Genomic DNA, 18,412 nt, shown 5'->3' on the forward strand with positions numbered 1-18,412 from the left:
AAGACCTAAAAGAGGTAGAAAGCTTTATAGAAGAAAACAAACATTTGCCTGACATACCTTCTGAGAAAGAGGTTTTGGAAAATGGAATCGCAGTGGGTGAAATGAATGCCAAGTTATTACAGAAGATTGAGGAGTTAACGCTTTATGTGATTGAGCAGAATAAAAAGATAGAAGCTTTATTTCAAAAAAATGAGCAATTGGTAGATGAGATAAAACTTTTAAAAGACAAATAACTGTATGTATTCTTGAATGCAAAGAGCTTTAACTTTTTTCCTACTTGCTTTATAATCATGTAATGAGAAGGGAAAATTAGTGATTATAACAAAATCAAAACTAATTTATATCATGAAAAAAATAAGCTTACTTTTTGTAAGTATACTAACTACAATGGTTTCATTTAGCCAGACCAACATCTTTCCACAAGTTGGCAATGTAGGAATAGGATTAACCAATCCTACAAGACAATTGCAAGTTGGAAATTCTTCTAACTATTCAGCAATGTATAATGATTATTTGAATACTGTGAATCACATGGTTTTTGAATCCAAGGATTCAAATGATGGTGGAGCATTTATTTTTAGAAGTACACAAGATTCAGGAACAAAAGATTTATTAACAATTGATCGTTTCGGCAATGTAGGAATATGCACTACTGCAACAAGCACACATAAATTAGCTGTTAATGGTACTATTGGTGCGCGAGAAATTAAAGTGGAAGCATCTGCTTGGTCAGACTTTGTTTTCGAAAAAGACTACCGATTAAAAGATCTTAAGGAGGTAGAAAGTTTTATAGAAGAAAACAAACATTTGCCTGACATACCTTCTGAGAAAGAGGTTTTGGAAAATGGAATCGCAGTGAGTGAAATGAATGCCAAGTTATTACAAAAAATCGAAGAGTTGACGCTTTACACAATTGAGCAACAAAAACAATTGGATAGACAACGGAAACTAATAGAACAGTTACTAAGTAAACAAAAATGATAAAAACAATTATTTCCATAGGGTTGACATTTTGTTGTACCTGTGTTTTCTCTCAAAACGGACAAGTTAAGACTACTACTGGAACAGCAGATGACTTTCATTACAAGGATGGGAAAGTTGGGATTGGGACATCAAGTCCGTCATCTAGGTTGCAGATATACTCTAATCCTAGAACAGGTGTTACTACTAATTGTTTATCATTTGGTAGTAATTCTGCAGATCTTTCTTCAGTTTTTAAAGTTAAAAATCATGGGGGGTATAGATATAGTTTATCTATAGGTACCTATTGGGGAACTGATAGATCAAACGAAGTTCCTAATATGATGACTTTCAAGAATAGAAGTATTGGTATTGGAGTTGATAACCCTACGGGAGGTTTACAGATATATTCAAATGCTGCTACCGGAAAAAGTACAAATTGCATTGTTTTAGGGAGTTCTGCAGAAGATCTTTCTTCAGTTTTTAAAGTTAAAAACCATGGGGAGTATAGATATAGTCTTTCTATTGGTACTTATTGGGGAGATAAAAAAGGAACTATTGTAGATGATGTGTTTACGATTAAAAATTCAAAAATTGGCATTCTCAATTCCGATCCATTTTATGCACTTGATATTAATGGTACATTGCGTGCTGAAGAAATAAAAGTTGAAGCCAACGGTAAAACTGCCGATTTCGTTTTCGAAGAAGACTACCAATTAAAGCCTCTTTCAGAAGTAGAACAATTTGTAAAGAACAAAAAGCATTTGCCTGAAATTCCATCGGCAAAGCAGATGGAAAAGACTGGCTTGAATATAGCTGAAATGAATGCCAAGCTGTTGCAAAAAATCGAAGAGTTGACCTTGTATTTGATAGATCAAAATAAACAATTGCAAAGGCAATCTAACGAAATACAGCAATTAAAAGCTGAAATTATAAAACTTAAAAAGTAGAAAACCATGCGTAAACTATTACTTCTTTTTCTGATGGTATTGTGCTATAATGTTTATGCACAAACACATGATACCGATGGAATAACCAGGCTTGTTGTAATCAACCAGAATGGTAATGAAATACGTTGCAGACTTTTAATTGATAAAGCAAATCTGCAACTCGATATGAATACGGATTATTATTGGTATTCAAATGATCAAATTCGAAAAAACAGAGGAGGTTATTCGGGTGATTTACTACACGGAACATATCAAGTTTTCGATTCTGAAAAGTACTTGATTGAAGAAGGACTATACCTGTATGGCAGAAAAGAGGGATTCTGGAAGCTGTGGGATAAAAATGGCAAGCTTATTCAGACAACTTATTGGAAAAACGGATTGAAAAATGGACCCAATCATCAATACATTGGCGAACTTCAAATTGTAAAGGAAAATTACAGGAACAATCGCTTGCATGGCAGAAGAATAACACAAGCTAAAGATTCAATTCATTATCAATTTTATAAAAATGGAAGGTTGGTGAAAAATAAATCCATTGCAGTAAATAAAAATGAAGTTGAAAAGAAAAAAAAGAAGGAAAAAGAGAAAAAGAAAGCGAAGAAAAGAAAAGTAAAAAAAGACAAAGAAGAAAAATCAGGTGAACAGGAAGCTAATCAACAAAAAATATAAGGCTGGTGCACTGCAATATGTGGTATTGATTTCTCTGCTGATCTTCTTTTTGGTGGGGATGTTTATGCTTCGGGCGCATTATTCCAACCAGATGTTGAACCAGGTTTTGATTCAGGAAAATTTAATGGATCATTTGGAGTCAGCAAAAATCTTGATGAAGAACAATCCGGAATTGATAGAAAATGAAGGCTTAATCGAAATTAATCTGTTTGATACTCCTTCCTCTGTGGTAAAAGTAGATGTAAAGAGTTGGGGAGTATACAAGAAGTTACTAATAAAAACTGCATGGCAGAATCATAAAAGAGAAGAGTGTTTTTTGTTGGGCGATAACATATGGGAGGATGATAGGCCATCACTCTTTCTTACCGACAAGAACCGGTATCTTTCAGTTTGTGGGGAAACTTGGCTAGGCGGACCTGTACAATTGCCTGCCTTAGGCGTAAGAAAATCCTATGTAGATGGAGTGGGCTATTACCGGGAAAGTGCAGTACAAGGAGAAATTCTCCGATCGGGTCAGAACCTTCCAGCATTAAGAAGCGATTTAAACCAATTGTTTCAAGCAGCCTTTAAGATCGATTTTCAGCGAGACAGTATATTGCTGTGGGAAAATGTGAGAATAGACAGTATATCCAACTCTTTTAGAAATAAAACCTTATGCCTTTGGTCACCAGAACCTATGACTTTGAGCAATATTATTCTGAAAGGAAATATTCGTTTGGTATCAAAGCAGGAGGTACAATTAGGAGGAAGTGTAAAGTTGGATCAATGCATAATTGCGGCACCTAAAATTTCATTTGCCAATAATTTTAAAGGCAGAGTACAAGCATTTGCAACCGATACGGTGTATGTAGGCAACAATTCACATTTTTTGTTTCCTTCGGTAATCTACATGAATGGCTCAAATGCAAAAAAAGAGTTGACGCTGAAGGGAAATGTTCGCTATGCTGGCGAAATTGTAGTAGATGGAATGAACACAAACGATTTTCCTACAATAAAAATTGGACAAGAATCAAAAATTGAAGGATTTGTCTATTGTAATGGAACGGTAGAATTGGAAGGTGATGTTGCGGGAAGTTTGTATACCAATCGGTTTATATTAAGAACACCTTCGGCATTGTACGAAAATCATTTGCTGAACAACCGATTGGATATATCAGATCTGAATGTTAATTATGTGGGCGTTTCGTGGTTCGAAAATCCCAAAAGAAAGCAGTATTTGGAATGTCTCTTTTAAAGAAAAAAATAGAAGGCAGCACCATTATCGAAGTCATTATGGCTTTGTTAATTGGCATGCTTGTGTTGGCAATGGCTATGGCAATTGTGGTAAAAACTGGAAAAAACTACAATGCTACACATCGTACACGTGCCATGTTTGTTATAAAAGATCGCTTGTATTACTTTCAGAACAATCCGATGATTCATAGTGATACCATTCCTGTAAACGGATTTTTATTGTATGAAAACCTATCGGAAATAAACGGAAGAAAAGGGGTTTTAAACGCATATTTTAAGGCCATGACTACAGAAGGTAGGCGGTTAATAGAGAAACAACATGTTATAAATATGAAACCTGAGCATGAAGAAACTGAATAAAAAAATTTCAGCATTTACCTTGGTGGAGGTCATTATGGTGATGATTCTTAGTTTATTGGTTCTGGGAGTTGTGATGTTGGGTTTTCAACATTTTCAACAGTACAGAGCCATTCAGGAGAAAGAATCGCAAAGGTTGGAAGAAATTTTATTGGTAGAATCGGCTTTGGATACATGGTTTTTTAAAGCACATGAGATAAGCATGAAAGATGAGGGAATTTTATTTAAGGATAGTGTGGTTTTTGGATTGTGCAGATTTGAAGAGGAATTTCTGATTTTGCAAGCCAAAAATGGCATTGAGCGGTTTAAAATAAAACCTATTAATATGCGAATTACAAAATGTAAGGAAGTGCCATACGTTAGTGAATTGTATTTTGAAATTATAACCAAGGGAGAGTTGGCTCCATTTCAATTCAGAAAAGAATACGGAAAGGCCGTTTTGTTTAACGCCAAAGAAAACGAAAATGAGCATTGATTTAAAGGAATTATCAGTTCACGGACAGAAGAGCAAAAAGAAAAAAAAGGAATCAAATCCACTGGATTTTTTAAATAAGGAAATTTCATTCTCTGGAAATAAATTAAAAGACAAACAGAAGGAAGATTTTTACTCCAGTATGTCAATGCTCTTATCATCGGGTATCGATATGCGTTCGGCATTGAAAATCATTTACCAGGAGCAAAGAAAAAAGAAGGAAAAAGAGATTTTCAATCAATTGTACGAGAAACTTATTGGAGGAGACAACCTGTCGGTTGCCATGAGGAACTCTGAAAAGTTTACTGCTCATGAATGTTTTTCGGTGGGCATTGGAGAAGAAACAGGTCGATTGAAAGAAGTTCTTCACGATTTGGCATTATTTTTTGCAAATCGAATCAAACAAAGAAGGCAACTGATAAATACATTTACCTATCCGGTAATCGTTATCGTAACAGCACTCTTGGTTGTGGTGTTCATGATGAACTTTATAGTACCTATGTTTGTGGATATTTTTAGCCGATTTAATGGGGAATTGCCTCTATTGACTCAATGGGTAATGAATGCCTCTGAAGCCTTTAAAGAGAATTTTTGGATTGGTCTTCTCATTATAATTGGTATAATAGCTTTTATTCTATCAGCAAGGAAAAAATTATGGTTTCGAAAGCATGTCTCTCAAATTGCCATTAAAATACCCGTAGTAGGCACCATGCTAATTAAGGCTTATATGGCAAGGTTTTGTCAAACCATGTCCTTGCTAATGGGAGCAAGAATTCCTTTGCTCAGAGCCATTCGCTTAATGGGCAAGATGATTTCATTTTACCCTTTTGAGCAAGCTTTACTACATTTTGAAGATGAAATTTTACATGGTAAAACCTTGTATGATGGTATGGAAAGATTCAGTTTTTTCGATGCTAAAATAAGGTCATTAACAAAGGTGGGAGAGGAAATCAATCAATTGGATGTGATATACGAAAACTTAAGCAAACAATATTCTGAAGAATTGCAACATCAGGTTGGTATTTTAAATGGATTATTGGAACCCATATTAATCATCTTTGTTGGTTTATTGGTTGCTGTAATTCTGGTAGCAATGTATTTACCAATGTTCCAGATGAGTAATTCGTTTGCTTAGAAAAAAAATAAATTATCATTAATGTTCATAAAGAACTCATAATATTTATATTTGAACAATTAAACATTAACACTTAATGTAGATATGAAAAATACATTACTGAAAAAGAAATTGCCTGCATTTACCTTGAATGAACTATTGGTGGTATTGGTGATTATTGGTATTTTGGTACTAATCGCATTGCCTAATTTAATGCCTTTGATTTCCAAAGCTAAAAGTGTAGAAGCTCAAACGAATTTAGGACACTTGCATTCATTAGAGAAGACTCATTTTTACATGTACTCAAAATATTCTTCGAGTATAGAAGAAATAGGTTTTGAACAAGAAAAGTTGGTAACAGACAATGGAACAGCAAATTATTTAATTGAGATTGTGGAGGCCAATGCAACAGAATTTAAAGCAAAAGCTACAGCGGTTGTTGATTTTGATGGTGATGGGGTATTTAATGTTTGGGAAATCGATCAGAATAAAAAATTGATTGAGCTTGTAAAGGATTAAGAAAGTAATGAGCTATTTACTAACAATTGTCTTGTTGTTAAGCTTAAGTGTGATCACTTATCAAGATTTCAAAGAAAGACAAGTGCATTGGATTCTTTTTCCTCTTGCTTTTTTTCTATCTATTTTGAATTCTATTCAACAGGTAAGTGCTGATAAATTGTTGCTGAATACAGGAAGTAATGCCATATTAATTGTAATTCTGTTTCTGATACTGTTTTTATATGCAAAAATTCGGTTTAAGGGCAGAAAAGGATTATGGCAATTAATTGGACTGGGCGATTTGTTATTTTTTGTGGTAGCAAGCGTAAATTTTGCTATCCTTAATTTTATTGCTTTTTCTATAGGAAGCTTATTTCTGTCTTTAATCATCTCTTTACTTTATAGGCATAAAACAATTCCTTTGGCTGGAATTCAGGCATGTTGTCTGTTTTTGCTACTTAGCTTGCAATACAGCTTCGAATTCAACCTTTTTAACGAATATTGGATCTATCAATGGATATAAAACAGCAACTTCAGATACCTACCGAGTTGGTGCAAAGCATTACAAGCGAGCAAGCCTGGCATTATCAAATTGTACCAGCAAATTCTAATAAGGGAAAAAAAATTTTTTACTCTTCAAAGAGAGAAGATCAATCCGAACTACAAGATGAGTTGGAGATCTTATACGGCTGCAATATTCAATTTACCGAAGTAAGCGAAGAGGAGTTAAAAAATGCCTTGGTGCGATACTATCCTCAAAACAAATCAAAGGGCAGTGGCAGTAGTCAGAAATTCTCGGGTGCTTATGAGGATTTTCTACCTAAGGTAATTGGAGAAGCATACGGAATTGGAGCCAGTGATATACACATAGAGGTGTATGAAGAAATGGCTAGAATCCGATTTCGTGTAGATGGAAAGTTGGTAGAGCGCTATAAAATTTCAAGCGATGAATATCCGGCATTGGTCAACAAAATAAAGATTCAAGCCAATCTGGATATTGCAGAGAAAAGATTGCCACAAGATGGACGTATATTGTTTAAAGAAAGTGTAGGGGAGTTCGACATCAGGGTTTCTTCCTTGCCTACAATGAATGGAGAAAAAATCGTATTGAGAATATTGAGTAAAGATGCTGGCAAAATATCATTGGATTACTTAGGATTCTCAAAAGAGCAGCTAGAGGTGTATTTAAAGGCAATTAAGCGTCCCAATGGCATTGTTTTAATTAGCGGACCAACCGGTTCTGGTAAAACAACAACACTTTATGCAACCCTGCAACTGTTAAACAAAGAGGAAACCAATATCCTTACTATCGAAGATCCTATTGAATATACCTTGGAAGGGATCAACCAGGTTCAATTAAAAGAAGATATTGGTCTTACTTTCTCAAGTGCTTTAAGAACTTTTTTACGACAAGATCCGGACATCATCATGTTGGGTGAGATTCGTGATAAGGAAACTGCTCAAATGGCAATTCGTGCAGCTTTAACAGGCCATTTGGTGTTCTCTACAATCCATACCAATTCAGCTTGGGGAACCATTTCCCGACTGGTAGATATGGGAGTGCCACCATACCTTTTGGCAAGTACAATTAATCTTTCAATGGCACAACGCTTGGTGCGACTTTTATGTCCGAAATGCAAGCAGGAAACAGAAGTGAATCATTCAATTTATCCAGCAGGATTTACCCCTCCTCAAAATTTGGCAACTCACGCGAGTCCAGTGGGGTGTGAACATTGTTACTATACTGGTTACTCAGGGCGAAAGGCCATTTATGAATTGATCCCAATAGAAAGTAATGTTGCTCAATTGATAAAAAATAATGAATTGGATATTGAAAAATTAGCCAAACACAATCAACTTAAATATTTAAAAGATGCCGCCTGGCAGCTATTTGCTTCACAACAAACCTCAATAGATGAAGTGTATTCTTTTTTCATCTAATAATAAAGATATTTTAAGCGGTTAATTAAATAGAGGTTTAGATTTTATAGATCACTAACATGACCTGATATGAATTTGGAATTGGATGAATTTGTGATAATGCCCAATCATTCCCATGCCATCATCTCCATCGGCAACGGTAATGGCTCGCAAAACAAACCCCAAATTCGCATGACAAACCCGTTTTCACGATCACATCATACGTGATTTTGATGCCTACCACTGAATAGAACAATACATTCAGAACAATTCTGCCAACTGGAAAGAGGATGGAAAGTACATTTCGAAGGACCTAGGAAAATATTGAAATGAATATTATCTACTTAACAGCCTATTTTCTATAAATGCTTGTATTTATTGGCCTGTGGCCATATTTTTCTTCAGCCAGCCTATTGCCGTGCAAAAAATTGATGTTTTGGCTCGCCCCAGATGGTCAAAAAATCAAAAATTGAGCTCCTAAATTGAGACAGGGGATCGGCGAGCAATTTTTTGACCATCTGGCTGAAGTCAGCACATCGCCGAGAGAAAAATTGACCTGCTTACTCGCCACAGCTTATCAATTTGCAAAAAGTTGACCCCCTGAATTGCGCCAGAGGCTCAATTTTCAAAATTTTGATAGGCTGGCGCAAGAAAAATACTCAAGCGTGGTTTAATCGAAGGCATAAATTCTCAAAAAAATATGCTTGACAATTTAGCATGCATTTTTCATCTTCGTCTCGATCGCTAATTTGTTAGGATTCTCTTTGGAATGCTGAATGATATCTGTAAAAGTAAAATAGATAATTTATAATTTTGGGAATTTAACGGGTGATGTCACTTTGGGGTATTGTGTCTGAATATCATTGTTTAATGATTTTAAAATAAATATTAAAAAATCATAGTAATATTATTGTCTTCAAAAAATAATCTGCTAATTTTATTATTCTGTTAAGGAATGTTGCTTGGTTAACCCTTAAATTTTTGAGATATGTTTTTAAAAATGACTTTTAGTTTGTTGCTTATCGACGAATTATTGGGATATGCCAACAAAATTTCAAAATATCTGAAATCATTAAATAAAGAAGGATTACAGTTAGATGCTGCAATAGCAAAATTTGAAGCAATGCTGACAAGGGCTCTGGAGGCTTCCAATAGGAGCAAGTCAAGTGATTTTACATCTCTGCTGCACGCAAAGGATTTTCGTAGAGATGAATCATATTTAGCTTTTCGAAATTTTATGGAAGCATGTATGCATCGAAACAATGAAACGGTTGCAAATGCAGGCGGTACCATTTGTAGAATTATTAGAGGGCATGGATGGTCTTTGCATGCCGGAGGTAGAAAGAATCAATCTGCAAAAATGGCTAGCTTAAGCAAAGAGTTAAATTCGGAAGCGAATCAAGCTCTTATTGAAGCTGCTGGTGGTAAAGATTGGTATGCCGAAATGCTTACTAATAATGCTGCTTATGAATCGTTGACTATTGGTTTCAGTCTCTTAGCAAACAAAAAAAGATCTCACTGTTATTTGAAGGGGAGGATATCAAAATTGTATCTGATAAAAATATTTTAATGGTATTTTTGCGTAATGTTGTTAGTAATGCCATTAAGTATAGTAATGAAGGTGGTAAAGTAATCATTAGCTGGACTAACACCGAAGAACATGTTGTGCTTAGGGTTAAGGATTATGGTATTGGCATGTCTTTGGAACAGGTGGACGCTCTTAATAAGCAGGTAGGAATTAACCAATTTACAAACGGAACAAATGGCGAAATTTCCACGGGGCTTGGATTATTCCTTTGCCAGGAGTTGTTACATTGTATTGAAGGAAAAATGAAAGTTCAGAGTGCCCTGAAAGAAGGAACTGAAGTATACGGCTACTTTAAAAAGAATGTTGGTAAAACAATTAATATCGGTTAAAAATAGAATTGGTAAAATTTAATTCACACTTCTTTATTCGGCTAGGTGTTTGCGCTTACTAATAGCCCAGAAAATGTTATTGTTTTTGTTGGGAAAAATAAAATTGTAAGAGACATCAAAGAAGCAATTGAACGAATTAAGAATGTATCGGTACCATGAACTGCTAAAAGACATGCTGAGTTAAGACTTCATGTCAAAAAAACAGGGGTATGTATAGACTGCCAAGCTCCACATCGTATGTGTAATGTTTGGACCATAATGGAGAAGTCGTTTCCTGCAAAGCGAATTAAAAATTATTCTAATAGATGAAGACTTAGGTTATTAAAAGACCGTGCCTAAATCGTTCGTGTTTTATCCATCATGCAGGCCAGCAAGAGTTTTTCTATACTCTCCTGGATTCACCCCATACCTTTTTTTGAAATGCCTAATTAAATGACTCTCATCGGTGAACCCCAATTGAAAAGCAATTTCAGAAATGGTAAAATCGCTTAAGCGAATTCTGTTTTCGGCAAGTGTCATTCGATAGTTTAAAATATATTGTTGTAAAGACTCTCCAGCATGTTTTTTAAAGAATATGCTGATGTAATTTTTCGACATGTGGAATTGTTCAGCAATTACTTCAATCCTGGTTTTTTCAGGATCATATACGTGATGACGGATGTAAGTTAGTATTTCATTTATTTTACCCTTATTAGCTTCAGCTTTAACCTGCTTTTCACAGTAAAGATTACAAATATTTCTTGCAATTATACTAAGAATCATACTTACGGCATCTGATATTATTTCAGTACTATAATTGCGAGGATTATGGTGTTCGTCTAGTATTATTTCAGCAATATGAAGTATTCTTTTTTTATCGTCTTCATTATATCTAACATCACCTGGTATTAGATTAGGATTAAACAAAACAGATTCGATCCTTTGCATCCATTTAGCCTTTTCTTGTATATTTCCATCTTTCTTAAAGATTAGATCAGTGAACTTTAAGTAACAGAATGAGGTTCTTTCATCTACTTCGAAGTAATGAAAATCATTCGGTGCAATTAAGAAAATATCATCGGCTTTGTATTGAAAAGGCACTTCATTAATAATGTGTCTTCCTATTCCTTTCTTTATTAGAATGATCTCAAAGTGATCATGATTGTGTGGTGGATAATCCCATATGTCACCTTCAAATTCCAGGACTACAAAAGGTATGTGTTGTTTAAATCTAGTCATAGTCCAAATATACAATTTTATAATGAATTTATACAGGAGGGAATGCGTGGTATGAAATTAACTTTGTTGGTATCATTTTTTACAATACGAAATAATTAATAGTAAGAAGATAACATGACAAACAAAGACAAAGAGTTGGCCTTTTTGTTGGCTAGAGTAACAATGGGTATCAATTTATTGGGGCATGGCTTGGTTCGCCTTCCAAAATTATTCGATTTTAAAATATGGATGCTGAATTCCTTTCAGGATACACTACTTCCTGCATCTTTAGTGGGTGTGTGGGCAAGTGTTTTGCCATTTCTGGAACTCAGTATTGGTATTTTAATTACTGCAGGATTGTTTACTCGTAAAGCTATTGCAGGGGGGGCAATTATAATTCTGATTCTAGTTTTTGGTTCATGCCTGAAAGAGAACTGGGAATGGGTAAGCTTCCAGATGATATATGCCTTGTATTTCTTTTTCCTTATGGTTTACATTGACTACAATCAAATTTCAATAGATAATAAAATATTTAAAAATAATAAGTTATGAATATTAGAAAAATCACTTTGATCATTACCGTATTAAGCTTTGCTTTATTTGGAAATTTATTAGCGCAAAACAAATCAGAAACACATTGGCCTAACGACGCTCGTTTGGTTATTTCCTTCTCTATGCAGTTTGAAACAGGAGGACAACCCGAAGGAGCAGAAAGCCCTTTTTCTGGAAATCCCCTGCCAAAAGGAACACCTGACTTACCAGCCGAAAGCTGGTTTCGGTATGGTGCTACTGAAGGAGTTTACCGCATGCTTGATTTGTGGGACAAGCATGGTATAAAAGTTACATCACATGTTGTGGGTGAAGCGGCCCGCAAGTATCCTGAAGTTGCTAAAGCCATTGCCAACAGAGGGCATGAAATTGCAGCTCATGGTATTGCTTGGGACGATCAGTGGAACTTATCCTATAAAGATGAACTCAAGTTTGTAAAAGACGGGGTTGACTTTGTAGAGAATTTAACCGGACAAAGAGCTGTAGGCTACAATTGCAATTGGTTACGTCGTAGTGTAAATACATTGAAAGTATTGCAGGAGTTGGATTTTTTATATCACATTGATGATGTCAGTCGTGATGAGCCTTTCATTACCATGGTACGAAATGAAAAATTCGTAGTGATGCCGTATACTCTACGAAATAACGACATTGTAAACATTGCTGGAAAGAATTGGAGTCCCGACCAGTTTCTTTATCAGCTAAAGGCTGAATTTGACCAATTGTACAAAGAAGCAGGTACAAAGCGAAGAATGATGAGTGTAAGTCTGCATGACCGCATTGGAGGTTCTCCTGCCGTTGTAAAGGTTGTAGATGAATTTATTCAGTATGCAAAAAAACACGGAGGTGTCGTTTTTATGCGTAAAGATGAGATTGCCAAAATGGTTTTAAATGATCCTGATACCCCGGTTGACAATTCCGAAATCAAGTATAATAAATAAAAAAAGCTATGGATAAGGAAATAAACATTGGCATTACAGATGCCAACCGCGAAAAGGTAGCCGAAGGGCTAAGCAAGTTATTGGCCGATGAATATGTATTGGTAACCAAAACGCGCAATGCACACTGGAATGTAGGGGGTATTGACTTTGCCGATAAACACAAGTTGTTCGAAGATCAATACAATAAAATCAATGAATACATTGATGATATAGCGGAACGAGTAAGAATGCTTGGACATTATCCTCCTTCTAAGATGAGTAGCTTTTTGAAACTATCAGAATTGGACGAGAATCTTTCCGGACCTAATAATTCATCTGCATTTATACAAGTACTGTTAGATGATCACGAAACAATCATTCGTTACATGCGGGGATTAATCAATCCCTTTAATGATCAATATGATGATGCCGGTAATGCAGATTTTATTACCATGTTGGTTGAAGAACATGAAAAATTAGCTTGGTTTCTTAGAGCCCATGTATTATAAATCTTTGTATTGTCCCATGAGAACCAAAGACTAAAAAAAGGTCTTTGGTTCAAGAAATGAGTACTTAATACTTGAAGATTATTCATTAAATATACTATTTAATCATCAGAATAATAACTACATAAGGATATAGCTTATCCTAATTTTGGACTTTAAATAATTTCGTTGAAAAAATGAAAAATAGGATTTTAATTTTAGCGGTTGTAGCAGGAATTTTAGGGGCCTGTACACAAAAAGAAGAAAGATCAAAAGTATCTGTTGGTAATCAAATCATCAAAGATATGAACACTCGTTATACGGCAAAAGTCTATGATAAAACAAAACGTGTTTCACTAGAAAATTTGACAACAATAGAAGAAGTATTACGCTTATCGCCTTCTTCTATTAACTCGCAGCCATGGAAATTTATTGTTATTAGAAGTGATGAAGCAAAACAACGTTTTGCAAGTACTTTTAAAAAATATAAATTCAATAAACCTCACGCTACAGATGCGTCGGAAATAATCCTTTTTGCCAATAAAGTGCATTTTAGCAAAGAGGATTACAAAAAACGATTAGACGCTAGTATGGCCGCCGGACGCTTGAATCAAAAAGGATATGATAAACGACTGGAAGCATCATTCGGATTTGCGAAGATGGTGGCTGATGAAAATGGAAACAATGGACATTGGACAAAAGCTCAAACGTACATTGCCTTGGGTAACGTGTTACACGCATTAGCACGCCTGAATATCGATTCTACACCAATGGAAGGGGTTAATGCTGATGAAATTCAAAAAGAATTTGCCAAGGAGTTAGGTGATGATTACGAATGTACTTTTGCTTTGGCAATCGGTTATCACAAAGATGGGAAAGATTACAACCGTAAATTACCTAAAGCACGTATGGCAAAAGAAGATGTCATCACTGAGCTTTAATTGAATTAAAAGATATTTTTATTTGTATGTAAAGGCAGTTAATGAATTGTCTTTACCTTTTTGTTCAGAGTTTGCCTAATATAAATTCTCAAAGAATAATAATAGGTAGCTCTAATAAAATTGGAAATCTAGTATGAGCAAAATAAAACTAGCACTTCTCTTATCATTTGGTTTTATCACCTTAATTTGGTTTTTTACAAATACGCTGCTGTATATTCCGTTTGATTCCAACTTGTTTACGAAGAGTTTGGCTCAATATACCGGAATCATTGCATTTTCTGCTATGACTTTTGCAATGATATTGGCAACTCGTCCCGTGTGGATTGAAAAACGATTGGGCGGACTTGATAAAATCTACCGTCTTCATAAATGGCTTGGCATTGTTGCATTTTCGTTTTCCGTTTTGCACTGGTTAGTGTCAAAATTGCCGGAATGGTGGTCACAATTAGATAAGTTAATAATTTTAGATGCTATTTCAGGCGCCACTGAAAATTTAGACCTTACACCTACCGCATTTGAAGTGTTTTTGGAATCTCTTGAATCTCCGGCTCTTCAAGTAAGTGAGTACGCATTTTATGTAACAGTTTTGTTTCTCACTATGGCCCTGTTAAAGAAAATACCCTATCACATTTTTGCAAAAACTCACATTGCAATGGCGGTAATTTATTTGGTGTTGGTTTTTCATTCGTTTGCACTTATGTATATCAATTATTGGACACAACCAATTGGTATAATTATGGCAATTATAATGATAGTAGGAGCAATTTCTTCGTTTATTGTTCTTCTGGGGCAAGTGGGCAGGAAACGAAAGTTTAAAGGTTCTATTCAGTCTATCAATACATATCCCGATATGAATATATTTGAATTAATAGTGAAAAGCGATAACTGGAAAGGACATAATGAAGGGCAATTTGCATTTCTGAAATTTGAAAAAAAAGAGCTTCATCATCCTTTTACAATAAGTTCGGCTTGGGATAAAAAGACCAAAAATATCAGTTTTACAATTAAGGCTCTTGGTGATTATACCAATACTTTGGCCAATAAATTAAAAATCGGTGATTCGATAGTACTCGAAGGTGCTTATGGCGATTTTACTTTTAAGGACAACAAAGAAAGTCAAATATGGATAGCCGGAGGTGTTGGCATTACTCCTTTTCTAGCACGAATGGAGCGTTTGGCACAACAGAATAATATGCAAAGAATTGATTTTTTCTACTCAGCAATAAAATTAGATTCTAATTTTAAGAAAAAGTTACAGCAACTCTCAGCAGAAGCCAACATCAATTTACACTTATTTGAAACCTCTAAATCTGCTCTAATTTCAGGAAACCATATCCGAAATTCTGTTTCGGATTGGAAATCTGCAAGTGTTTGGTTTTGTGGACCCTCAAAAATGGGGAAATCAATAAAGAAATACCTTCAAAGAAATGGACTTAATTCAAAATTTCATCAAGAATTATTTGAGATGCGCTAATTTATTTGAGAAGATGGCAAATGGAACTTTGTTTAATTGTCAACGAATGTAAATGCGAATAAATATATTCTAATTGAATTATTAGCAAAAAATCAAAAGAATGAAAAAGCAATTTTATACACTTCTATTGGTACTAATAGTATCAATTGTGCAAGCGCAAAACAAGTTACCCTTTCAGTTGGTAAAACAATGGGAATTAGCTGGGTTTAGTAATCCCGAAAGTGTAGTACTCGACGCAGAAAATAATGTGTTGTATGTATCCAATGTAAATGGTACCCCAACAGATAAAGATAGTAATGGTTACATATCAAAAGTTAGTTTGGAAGGTAAAATACTTGAACAAAAATGGGTTTCTGAAGGACTAAATGCCCCAAAGGGGCTGGCCATATATAAGGGGAAACTATATGCTGCCGATATTGACAAAATTGTTGAAATCGATATTAAAAGTAGAAGGGTTTCCACACATGAAATTCCAGATGCTACTTTTTTAAATGATGTAAGCATAGATAAGAAGGGCAATGTATATGTGAGCAATACTTTTGGTTTTAGTTCTATCTATAAGCTCCAGGCTAGTGGTAATAGAAAAATTGAAAAGTGGATTGAGGGCGACCAACTGTACATGCCCAATGGCATGTATGCCACATCCAAACATTTATATGTAGCTGCTTGGGGAAATGGCCTGAATTCCAACACCTATGAAACCAAAGAACAAGGTTTTTTATATCGAATCGACCTGAAAAGCAGAAATGTTGAAATTATCAGTAAACCAATAGGTAATCTGGATGGTTTAAGCCAGACGTTACATGGTTTCCTGCTTACAGACTGGCTAAAGGGGGAGTTACTATACTATTCAACCCAACAAGGTACTGTTACTTCAGTCTTGGATCTGCCAAAGGGTAGCGCTGATACCTATTTCGATAAAAATTCCAAAACCATTTATATCCCTTTAATGATGGATAATAAGATAATGAGTTATCAATTAAAAAAAATGATTTACCGATGAATAAACAGGAAATATTAAATGCTTATTGGTTTCGTCATGCCTGTAAGGAGTTTGACGTAAATAAAAAAATTACAGACGAAGATTTTAAATTTATTCTGGAAACAGGACGCCTTTCGCCAAGTTCCTTTGGCTTTGAGCCCTGGCATTTTGTGGTAGTTCAGGATAAGGAGCTACGTAATGCACTAAAAGAAAATGCCTGGGGAGCACCTTTAAAACTTGAAACAGCCAGTCATTTCCTATTGTGTCTTAGCATGAAAAAGCCACTCATTGCCTGGGATAGTGAATACATTCAAAACTTCATGAAAGATGTACAGAAATTACCCGAAGATGTAATTAAAGGTAAGGGGGAGTTTTTCGAAAACTTCCAGAAATCGGATTTTGATCTTACAAATGAAAGAAAGCTATTTGACTGGGCATCCAAGCAAGCTTACATTGCCTTGGGCAATATGATGACCTCAGCAGCAATGATTGGGATTGACACTTGCCCTATTGAAGGTTTCCACCAGGAGAAAACAGAAGCCTTGTTGGAGGAAAAGTTTGGGGTTGACACCGAAAAATTTGGGCTATCATATATGTTGGCATTTGGTTACAGGCAAAGAGAACCAAATACTAAAACTCGTAGAAACTTAAATGAAATTGTATCATGGAAATAAAACATCTTTTTGACCCATATAAAATGGGTGCCATTGAGTTAAAAAACCGTTTTCTCATGGCTCCTATGACACGATCACGCAGCACTCAACCAGGAGATGTGCCAAATTCTTTAATGGCAGAATATTATGGACAAAGGAGTTCCGCCGGATTAATTATTACTGAGGCTACACAAGTGTCCTTGCAAGGTAAAGGTTATGCCCAAACACCGGGCATATATACCAAAGAGCAAGTGGAAGGATGGAAGCTGATAACGGAAGAAGTACACAAAAATGGGGGCAAAATATTCTTGCAACTATGGCATGTTGGCAGGGTATCCAGTTCAAAGGTAAATGGTTTACAGCCAATTGCTCCTTCAGCTCGTACTGCGATGGATACCAGCGTTTATATTTTCGACGGGACATCTAATGGAGATGCCACATTTGTGCCTGTAGAAAAGCCAAGAGCAATGACCTATAAAGATATTGATCAGGTGATTGAAGAGTTTGCCACTGCTGCTATTAATGCCAATGAAGCGGATTTTGATGGTGTAGAAATTCATGGGGCTAACGGCTATTTAATAGATCAGTTCTTACGTAGCAATTCAAACCAAAGAATAGATGAATACGGTATTACCACAACCAATCGTATTCGTTTTCTAATAAGAGTAACTCAAGCTGTAATCCAAAAAGTAGGAAAAGAAAAAGTGGGTGTTCGATTATCACCTTTTATCAAATTTAAAGACATGGATGATCCTAAAATTTTGGATACCATAATGCTTGCTTGTCAGGAATTGGATAAAATTGGAGTTGCCTACATCCATTTATGTGAAGCTGATTGGGATGATGCTCCTGAAATTCCTACTGAATTTAGAATAAAGCTTAGAGAGGTTTTCAGTAATACCATTATTGCAACAGGTAATAAAACTCCGGAGGAAGGAGAAATGCTTTTGAAAGCAAATTTGGTTGACTTGATTGGCTTTGGACGTAAATTTCTGACCAATCCGGATTATCCTGAAAGGGTAAAGCAGAATGCACTACTTAATGAAATTTCTGACGGTCATACATTGTTTGGAGGTGGCGATGCCAGAGGTTATACAGATTACCCATATATGAAAGGTTGA

General features: G+C 35.3%; 23 protein-coding genes. 22 read left to right on the plus strand and 1 reads right to left on the minus strand.

Going from position 1 to position 18,412, the window contains the following annotated elements; translation table 11 throughout:
• From DF185_RS23535 to DF185_RS24155, 14 genes are all read left to right on the plus strand, one after another.
• The coding region (locus DF185_RS23535) for a hypothetical protein (RefSeq protein ID WP_207784580.1) at positions 1-233 on the plus strand (233 nt) is incomplete at its 5' end.
• 112 nt (positions 234-345) lie between these two features.
• On the plus strand, positions 346-981 hold the full coding sequence (locus tag DF185_RS03945; RefSeq protein WP_133249946.1) for a hypothetical protein: 636 nt from the start codon (positions 346-348) through the stop codon (positions 979-981).
• Positions 978-1,910 (plus strand): FliH/SctL family protein, encoded by a 933-nt coding sequence (locus tag DF185_RS03950; RefSeq protein ID WP_110359447.1) that lies wholly within the window; start codon positions 978-980, stop codon positions 1,908-1,910. Before DF185_RS03945 ends, DF185_RS03950 begins: the two co-directional genes overlap by 4 nt.
• Positions 1,911-1,916: 6 nt before the next feature.
• Positions 1,917-2,579: a toxin-antitoxin system YwqK family antitoxin gene (locus DF185_RS23540; RefSeq protein WP_110359448.1), complete on the plus strand. Its 663-nt coding sequence runs from the start codon at positions 1,917-1,919 to the stop codon at positions 2,577-2,579.
• Positions 2,548-3,813, plus strand: a complete 1,266-nt coding sequence (locus DF185_RS03960; protein ID WP_133249947.1) for a bactofilin family protein — start codon at positions 2,548-2,550, stop codon at positions 3,811-3,813. The genes DF185_RS23540 and DF185_RS03960 overlap by 32 nt, the downstream gene beginning before the upstream one ends.
• On the plus strand, positions 3,801-4,172 hold the full coding sequence (locus DF185_RS03965; protein ID WP_110359450.1) for a hypothetical protein: 372 nt from the start codon (positions 3,801-3,803) through the stop codon (positions 4,170-4,172). Before DF185_RS03960 ends, DF185_RS03965 begins: the two co-directional genes overlap by 13 nt.
• Complete coding sequence (locus DF185_RS03970) at positions 4,156-4,644, plus strand: PulJ/GspJ family protein (protein ID WP_110359451.1); 489 nt, start codon at positions 4,156-4,158, stop codon at positions 4,642-4,644. Before DF185_RS03965 ends, DF185_RS03970 begins: the two co-directional genes overlap by 17 nt.
• The gene (locus DF185_RS03975; protein ID WP_110359452.1) at positions 4,634-5,776 is read left to right on the plus strand and encodes a type II secretion system F family protein; all 1,143 of its coding nucleotides are present in this window, start codon (positions 4,634-4,636) and stop codon (positions 5,774-5,776) included. Before DF185_RS03970 ends, DF185_RS03975 begins: the two co-directional genes overlap by 11 nt.
• A gap of 84 nt (positions 5,777-5,860) precedes the next feature.
• Entirely contained in the window at positions 5,861-6,274 is a 414-nt protein-coding gene (locus tag DF185_RS03980; protein ID WP_110359453.1) for a type IV pilin protein, read from the plus strand.
• A 7-nt stretch (positions 6,275-6,281) separates the two neighbouring features.
• A complete protein-coding gene (locus tag DF185_RS03985) occupies positions 6,282-6,776 on the plus strand; it encodes a hypothetical protein (RefSeq protein ID WP_110359454.1) in 495 nt (164 codons plus the stop codon).
• Positions 6,767-8,194, plus strand: a complete 1,428-nt coding sequence (locus tag DF185_RS03990) for a GspE/PulE family protein (RefSeq protein ID WP_110359455.1) — start codon at positions 6,767-6,769, stop codon at positions 8,192-8,194. The genes DF185_RS03985 and DF185_RS03990 overlap by 10 nt, the downstream gene beginning before the upstream one ends.
• A gap of 967 nt (positions 8,195-9,161) precedes the next feature.
• Entirely contained in the window at positions 9,162-9,743 is a 582-nt protein-coding gene (locus tag DF185_RS03995; protein ID WP_133249948.1) for a DUF6261 family protein, read from the plus strand.
• Complete coding sequence (locus DF185_RS04000; RefSeq protein WP_110359457.1) at positions 9,743-10,090, plus strand: sensor histidine kinase; 348 nt, start codon at positions 9,743-9,745, stop codon at positions 10,088-10,090. The genes DF185_RS03995 and DF185_RS04000 overlap by 1 nt, the downstream gene beginning before the upstream one ends.
• A 45-nt stretch (positions 10,091-10,135) precedes the next feature.
• Positions 10,136-10,249 (plus strand): LUD domain-containing protein, encoded by a 114-nt coding sequence (locus DF185_RS24155; RefSeq protein ID WP_110359458.1) that lies wholly within the window; start codon positions 10,136-10,138, stop codon positions 10,247-10,249.
• Between the two features lie 192 nt (positions 10,250-10,441).
• On the opposite strand, the gene DF185_RS04010 is transcribed toward DF185_RS24155, so the two are convergent.
• Complete coding sequence (locus tag DF185_RS04010) at positions 10,442-11,308, minus strand: AraC family transcriptional regulator (RefSeq protein ID WP_110359459.1); 867 nt, start codon at positions 11,306-11,308, stop codon at positions 10,442-10,444.
• A 114-nt stretch (positions 11,309-11,422) separates the two neighbouring features.
• Between DF185_RS04010 and DF185_RS04015 the strand changes: the two genes are divergently transcribed.
• The 8 genes from DF185_RS04015 (at position 11,423) to DF185_RS04050 (ending at position 18,412) form a co-directional block, all read left to right on the plus strand.
• The gene (locus DF185_RS04015; RefSeq protein WP_110359460.1) at positions 11,423-11,839 is read left to right on the plus strand and encodes a DoxX family membrane protein; all 417 of its coding nucleotides are present in this window, start codon (positions 11,423-11,425) and stop codon (positions 11,837-11,839) included.
• Positions 11,836-12,777 carry a polysaccharide deacetylase family protein gene (locus DF185_RS04020; protein ID WP_110359461.1) on the plus strand — a complete coding sequence of 314 codons (942 nt, stop codon included), beginning with the start codon at positions 11,836-11,838 and terminating at the stop codon, positions 12,775-12,777. The genes DF185_RS04015 and DF185_RS04020 overlap by 4 nt, the downstream gene beginning before the upstream one ends.
• 8 nt (positions 12,778-12,785) lie before the next feature.
• On the plus strand, positions 12,786-13,265 hold the full coding sequence (locus tag DF185_RS04025) for a Dps family protein (RefSeq protein WP_110359462.1): 480 nt from the start codon (positions 12,786-12,788) through the stop codon (positions 13,263-13,265).
• 173 nt (positions 13,266-13,438) lie between these two features.
• Positions 13,439-14,182, plus strand: coding sequence for a nitroreductase family protein (locus DF185_RS04030; RefSeq protein WP_110359463.1), 744 nt, complete (start codon positions 13,439-13,441; stop codon positions 14,180-14,182).
• A 133-nt stretch (positions 14,183-14,315) separates the two neighbouring features.
• Positions 14,316-15,656 (plus strand): ferredoxin reductase family protein, encoded by a 1,341-nt coding sequence (locus DF185_RS04035; protein ID WP_110359464.1) that lies wholly within the window; start codon positions 14,316-14,318, stop codon positions 15,654-15,656.
• Between the two features lie 100 nt (positions 15,657-15,756).
• Entirely contained in the window at positions 15,757-16,659 is a 903-nt protein-coding gene (locus DF185_RS04040) for an SMP-30/gluconolactonase/LRE family protein (protein WP_110359465.1), read from the plus strand.
• Positions 16,656-17,312, plus strand: coding sequence for an NAD(P)H-dependent oxidoreductase (locus tag DF185_RS04045; RefSeq protein ID WP_110359466.1), 657 nt, complete (start codon positions 16,656-16,658; stop codon positions 17,310-17,312). Before DF185_RS04040 ends, DF185_RS04045 begins: the two co-directional genes overlap by 4 nt.
• Positions 17,303-18,412, plus strand: a complete 1,110-nt coding sequence (locus DF185_RS04050) for an alkene reductase (RefSeq protein WP_110359467.1) — start codon at positions 17,303-17,305, stop codon at positions 18,410-18,412. The genes DF185_RS04045 and DF185_RS04050 overlap by 10 nt, the downstream gene beginning before the upstream one ends.

The sequence above is a fragment of the Marinifilum breve genome (assembly GCF_003202155.1).
GTDB classification, from domain to species: Bacteria; Bacteroidota; Bacteroidia; order Bacteroidales; family Marinifilaceae; genus Marinifilum; species Marinifilum breve.

What these genes read in the sequence shown, in the direction of transcription:
- DF185_RS03945 (WP_133249946.1), top strand. Translation starts at nt 346, where the DNA reads ATGAAAAAAATAAGCTTACTTTTTGTAAGTATACTAACTACAATGGTT.
- DF185_RS03950 (WP_110359447.1), top strand. Translation starts at nt 978, where the DNA reads ATGATAAAAACAATTATTTCCATAGGGTTGACATTTTGTTGTACCTGT.
- DF185_RS23540 (WP_110359448.1), top strand. Translation starts at nt 1,917, where the DNA reads ATGCGTAAACTATTACTTCTTTTTCTGATGGTATTGTGCTATAATGTT.
- DF185_RS03965 (WP_110359450.1), top strand. Translation starts at nt 3,801, where the DNA reads ATGTCTCTTTTAAAGAAAAAAATAGAAGGCAGCACCATTATCGAAGTC.
- DF185_RS03970 (WP_110359451.1), top strand. Translation starts at nt 4,156, where the DNA reads ATGAAGAAACTGAATAAAAAAATTTCAGCATTTACCTTGGTGGAGGTC.
- DF185_RS03975 (WP_110359452.1), top strand. Translation starts at nt 4,634, where the DNA reads ATGAGCATTGATTTAAAGGAATTATCAGTTCACGGACAGAAGAGCAAA.
- DF185_RS03980 (WP_110359453.1), top strand. Translation starts at nt 5,861, where the DNA reads ATGAAAAATACATTACTGAAAAAGAAATTGCCTGCATTTACCTTGAAT.
- DF185_RS03985 (WP_110359454.1), top strand. Translation starts at nt 6,282, where the DNA reads ATGAGCTATTTACTAACAATTGTCTTGTTGTTAAGCTTAAGTGTGATC.
- DF185_RS03990 (WP_110359455.1), top strand. Translation starts at nt 6,767, where the DNA reads ATGGATATAAAACAGCAACTTCAGATACCTACCGAGTTGGTGCAAAGC.
- DF185_RS03995 (WP_133249948.1), top strand. Translation starts at nt 9,162, where the DNA reads ATGTTTTTAAAAATGACTTTTAGTTTGTTGCTTATCGACGAATTATTG.
- DF185_RS04000 (WP_110359457.1), top strand. Translation starts at nt 9,743, where the DNA reads ATGGTATTTTTGCGTAATGTTGTTAGTAATGCCATTAAGTATAGTAAT.
- DF185_RS04010 (WP_110359459.1), bottom strand. Translation starts at nt 11,308, where the DNA reads ATGACTAGATTTAAACAACACATACCTTTTGTAGTCCTGGAATTTGAA.
- DF185_RS04015 (WP_110359460.1), top strand. Translation starts at nt 11,423, where the DNA reads ATGACAAACAAAGACAAAGAGTTGGCCTTTTTGTTGGCTAGAGTAACA.
- DF185_RS04020 (WP_110359461.1), top strand. Translation starts at nt 11,836, where the DNA reads ATGAATATTAGAAAAATCACTTTGATCATTACCGTATTAAGCTTTGCT.
- DF185_RS04025 (WP_110359462.1), top strand. Translation starts at nt 12,786, where the DNA reads ATGGATAAGGAAATAAACATTGGCATTACAGATGCCAACCGCGAAAAG.
- DF185_RS04030 (WP_110359463.1), top strand. Translation starts at nt 13,439, where the DNA reads ATGAAAAATAGGATTTTAATTTTAGCGGTTGTAGCAGGAATTTTAGGG.
- DF185_RS04035 (WP_110359464.1), top strand. Translation starts at nt 14,316, where the DNA reads ATGAGCAAAATAAAACTAGCACTTCTCTTATCATTTGGTTTTATCACC.
- DF185_RS04040 (WP_110359465.1), top strand. Translation starts at nt 15,757, where the DNA reads ATGAAAAAGCAATTTTATACACTTCTATTGGTACTAATAGTATCAATT.
- DF185_RS04045 (WP_110359466.1), top strand. Translation starts at nt 16,656, where the DNA reads ATGAATAAACAGGAAATATTAAATGCTTATTGGTTTCGTCATGCCTGT.
- DF185_RS04050 (WP_110359467.1), top strand. Translation starts at nt 17,303, where the DNA reads ATGGAAATAAAACATCTTTTTGACCCATATAAAATGGGTGCCATTGAG.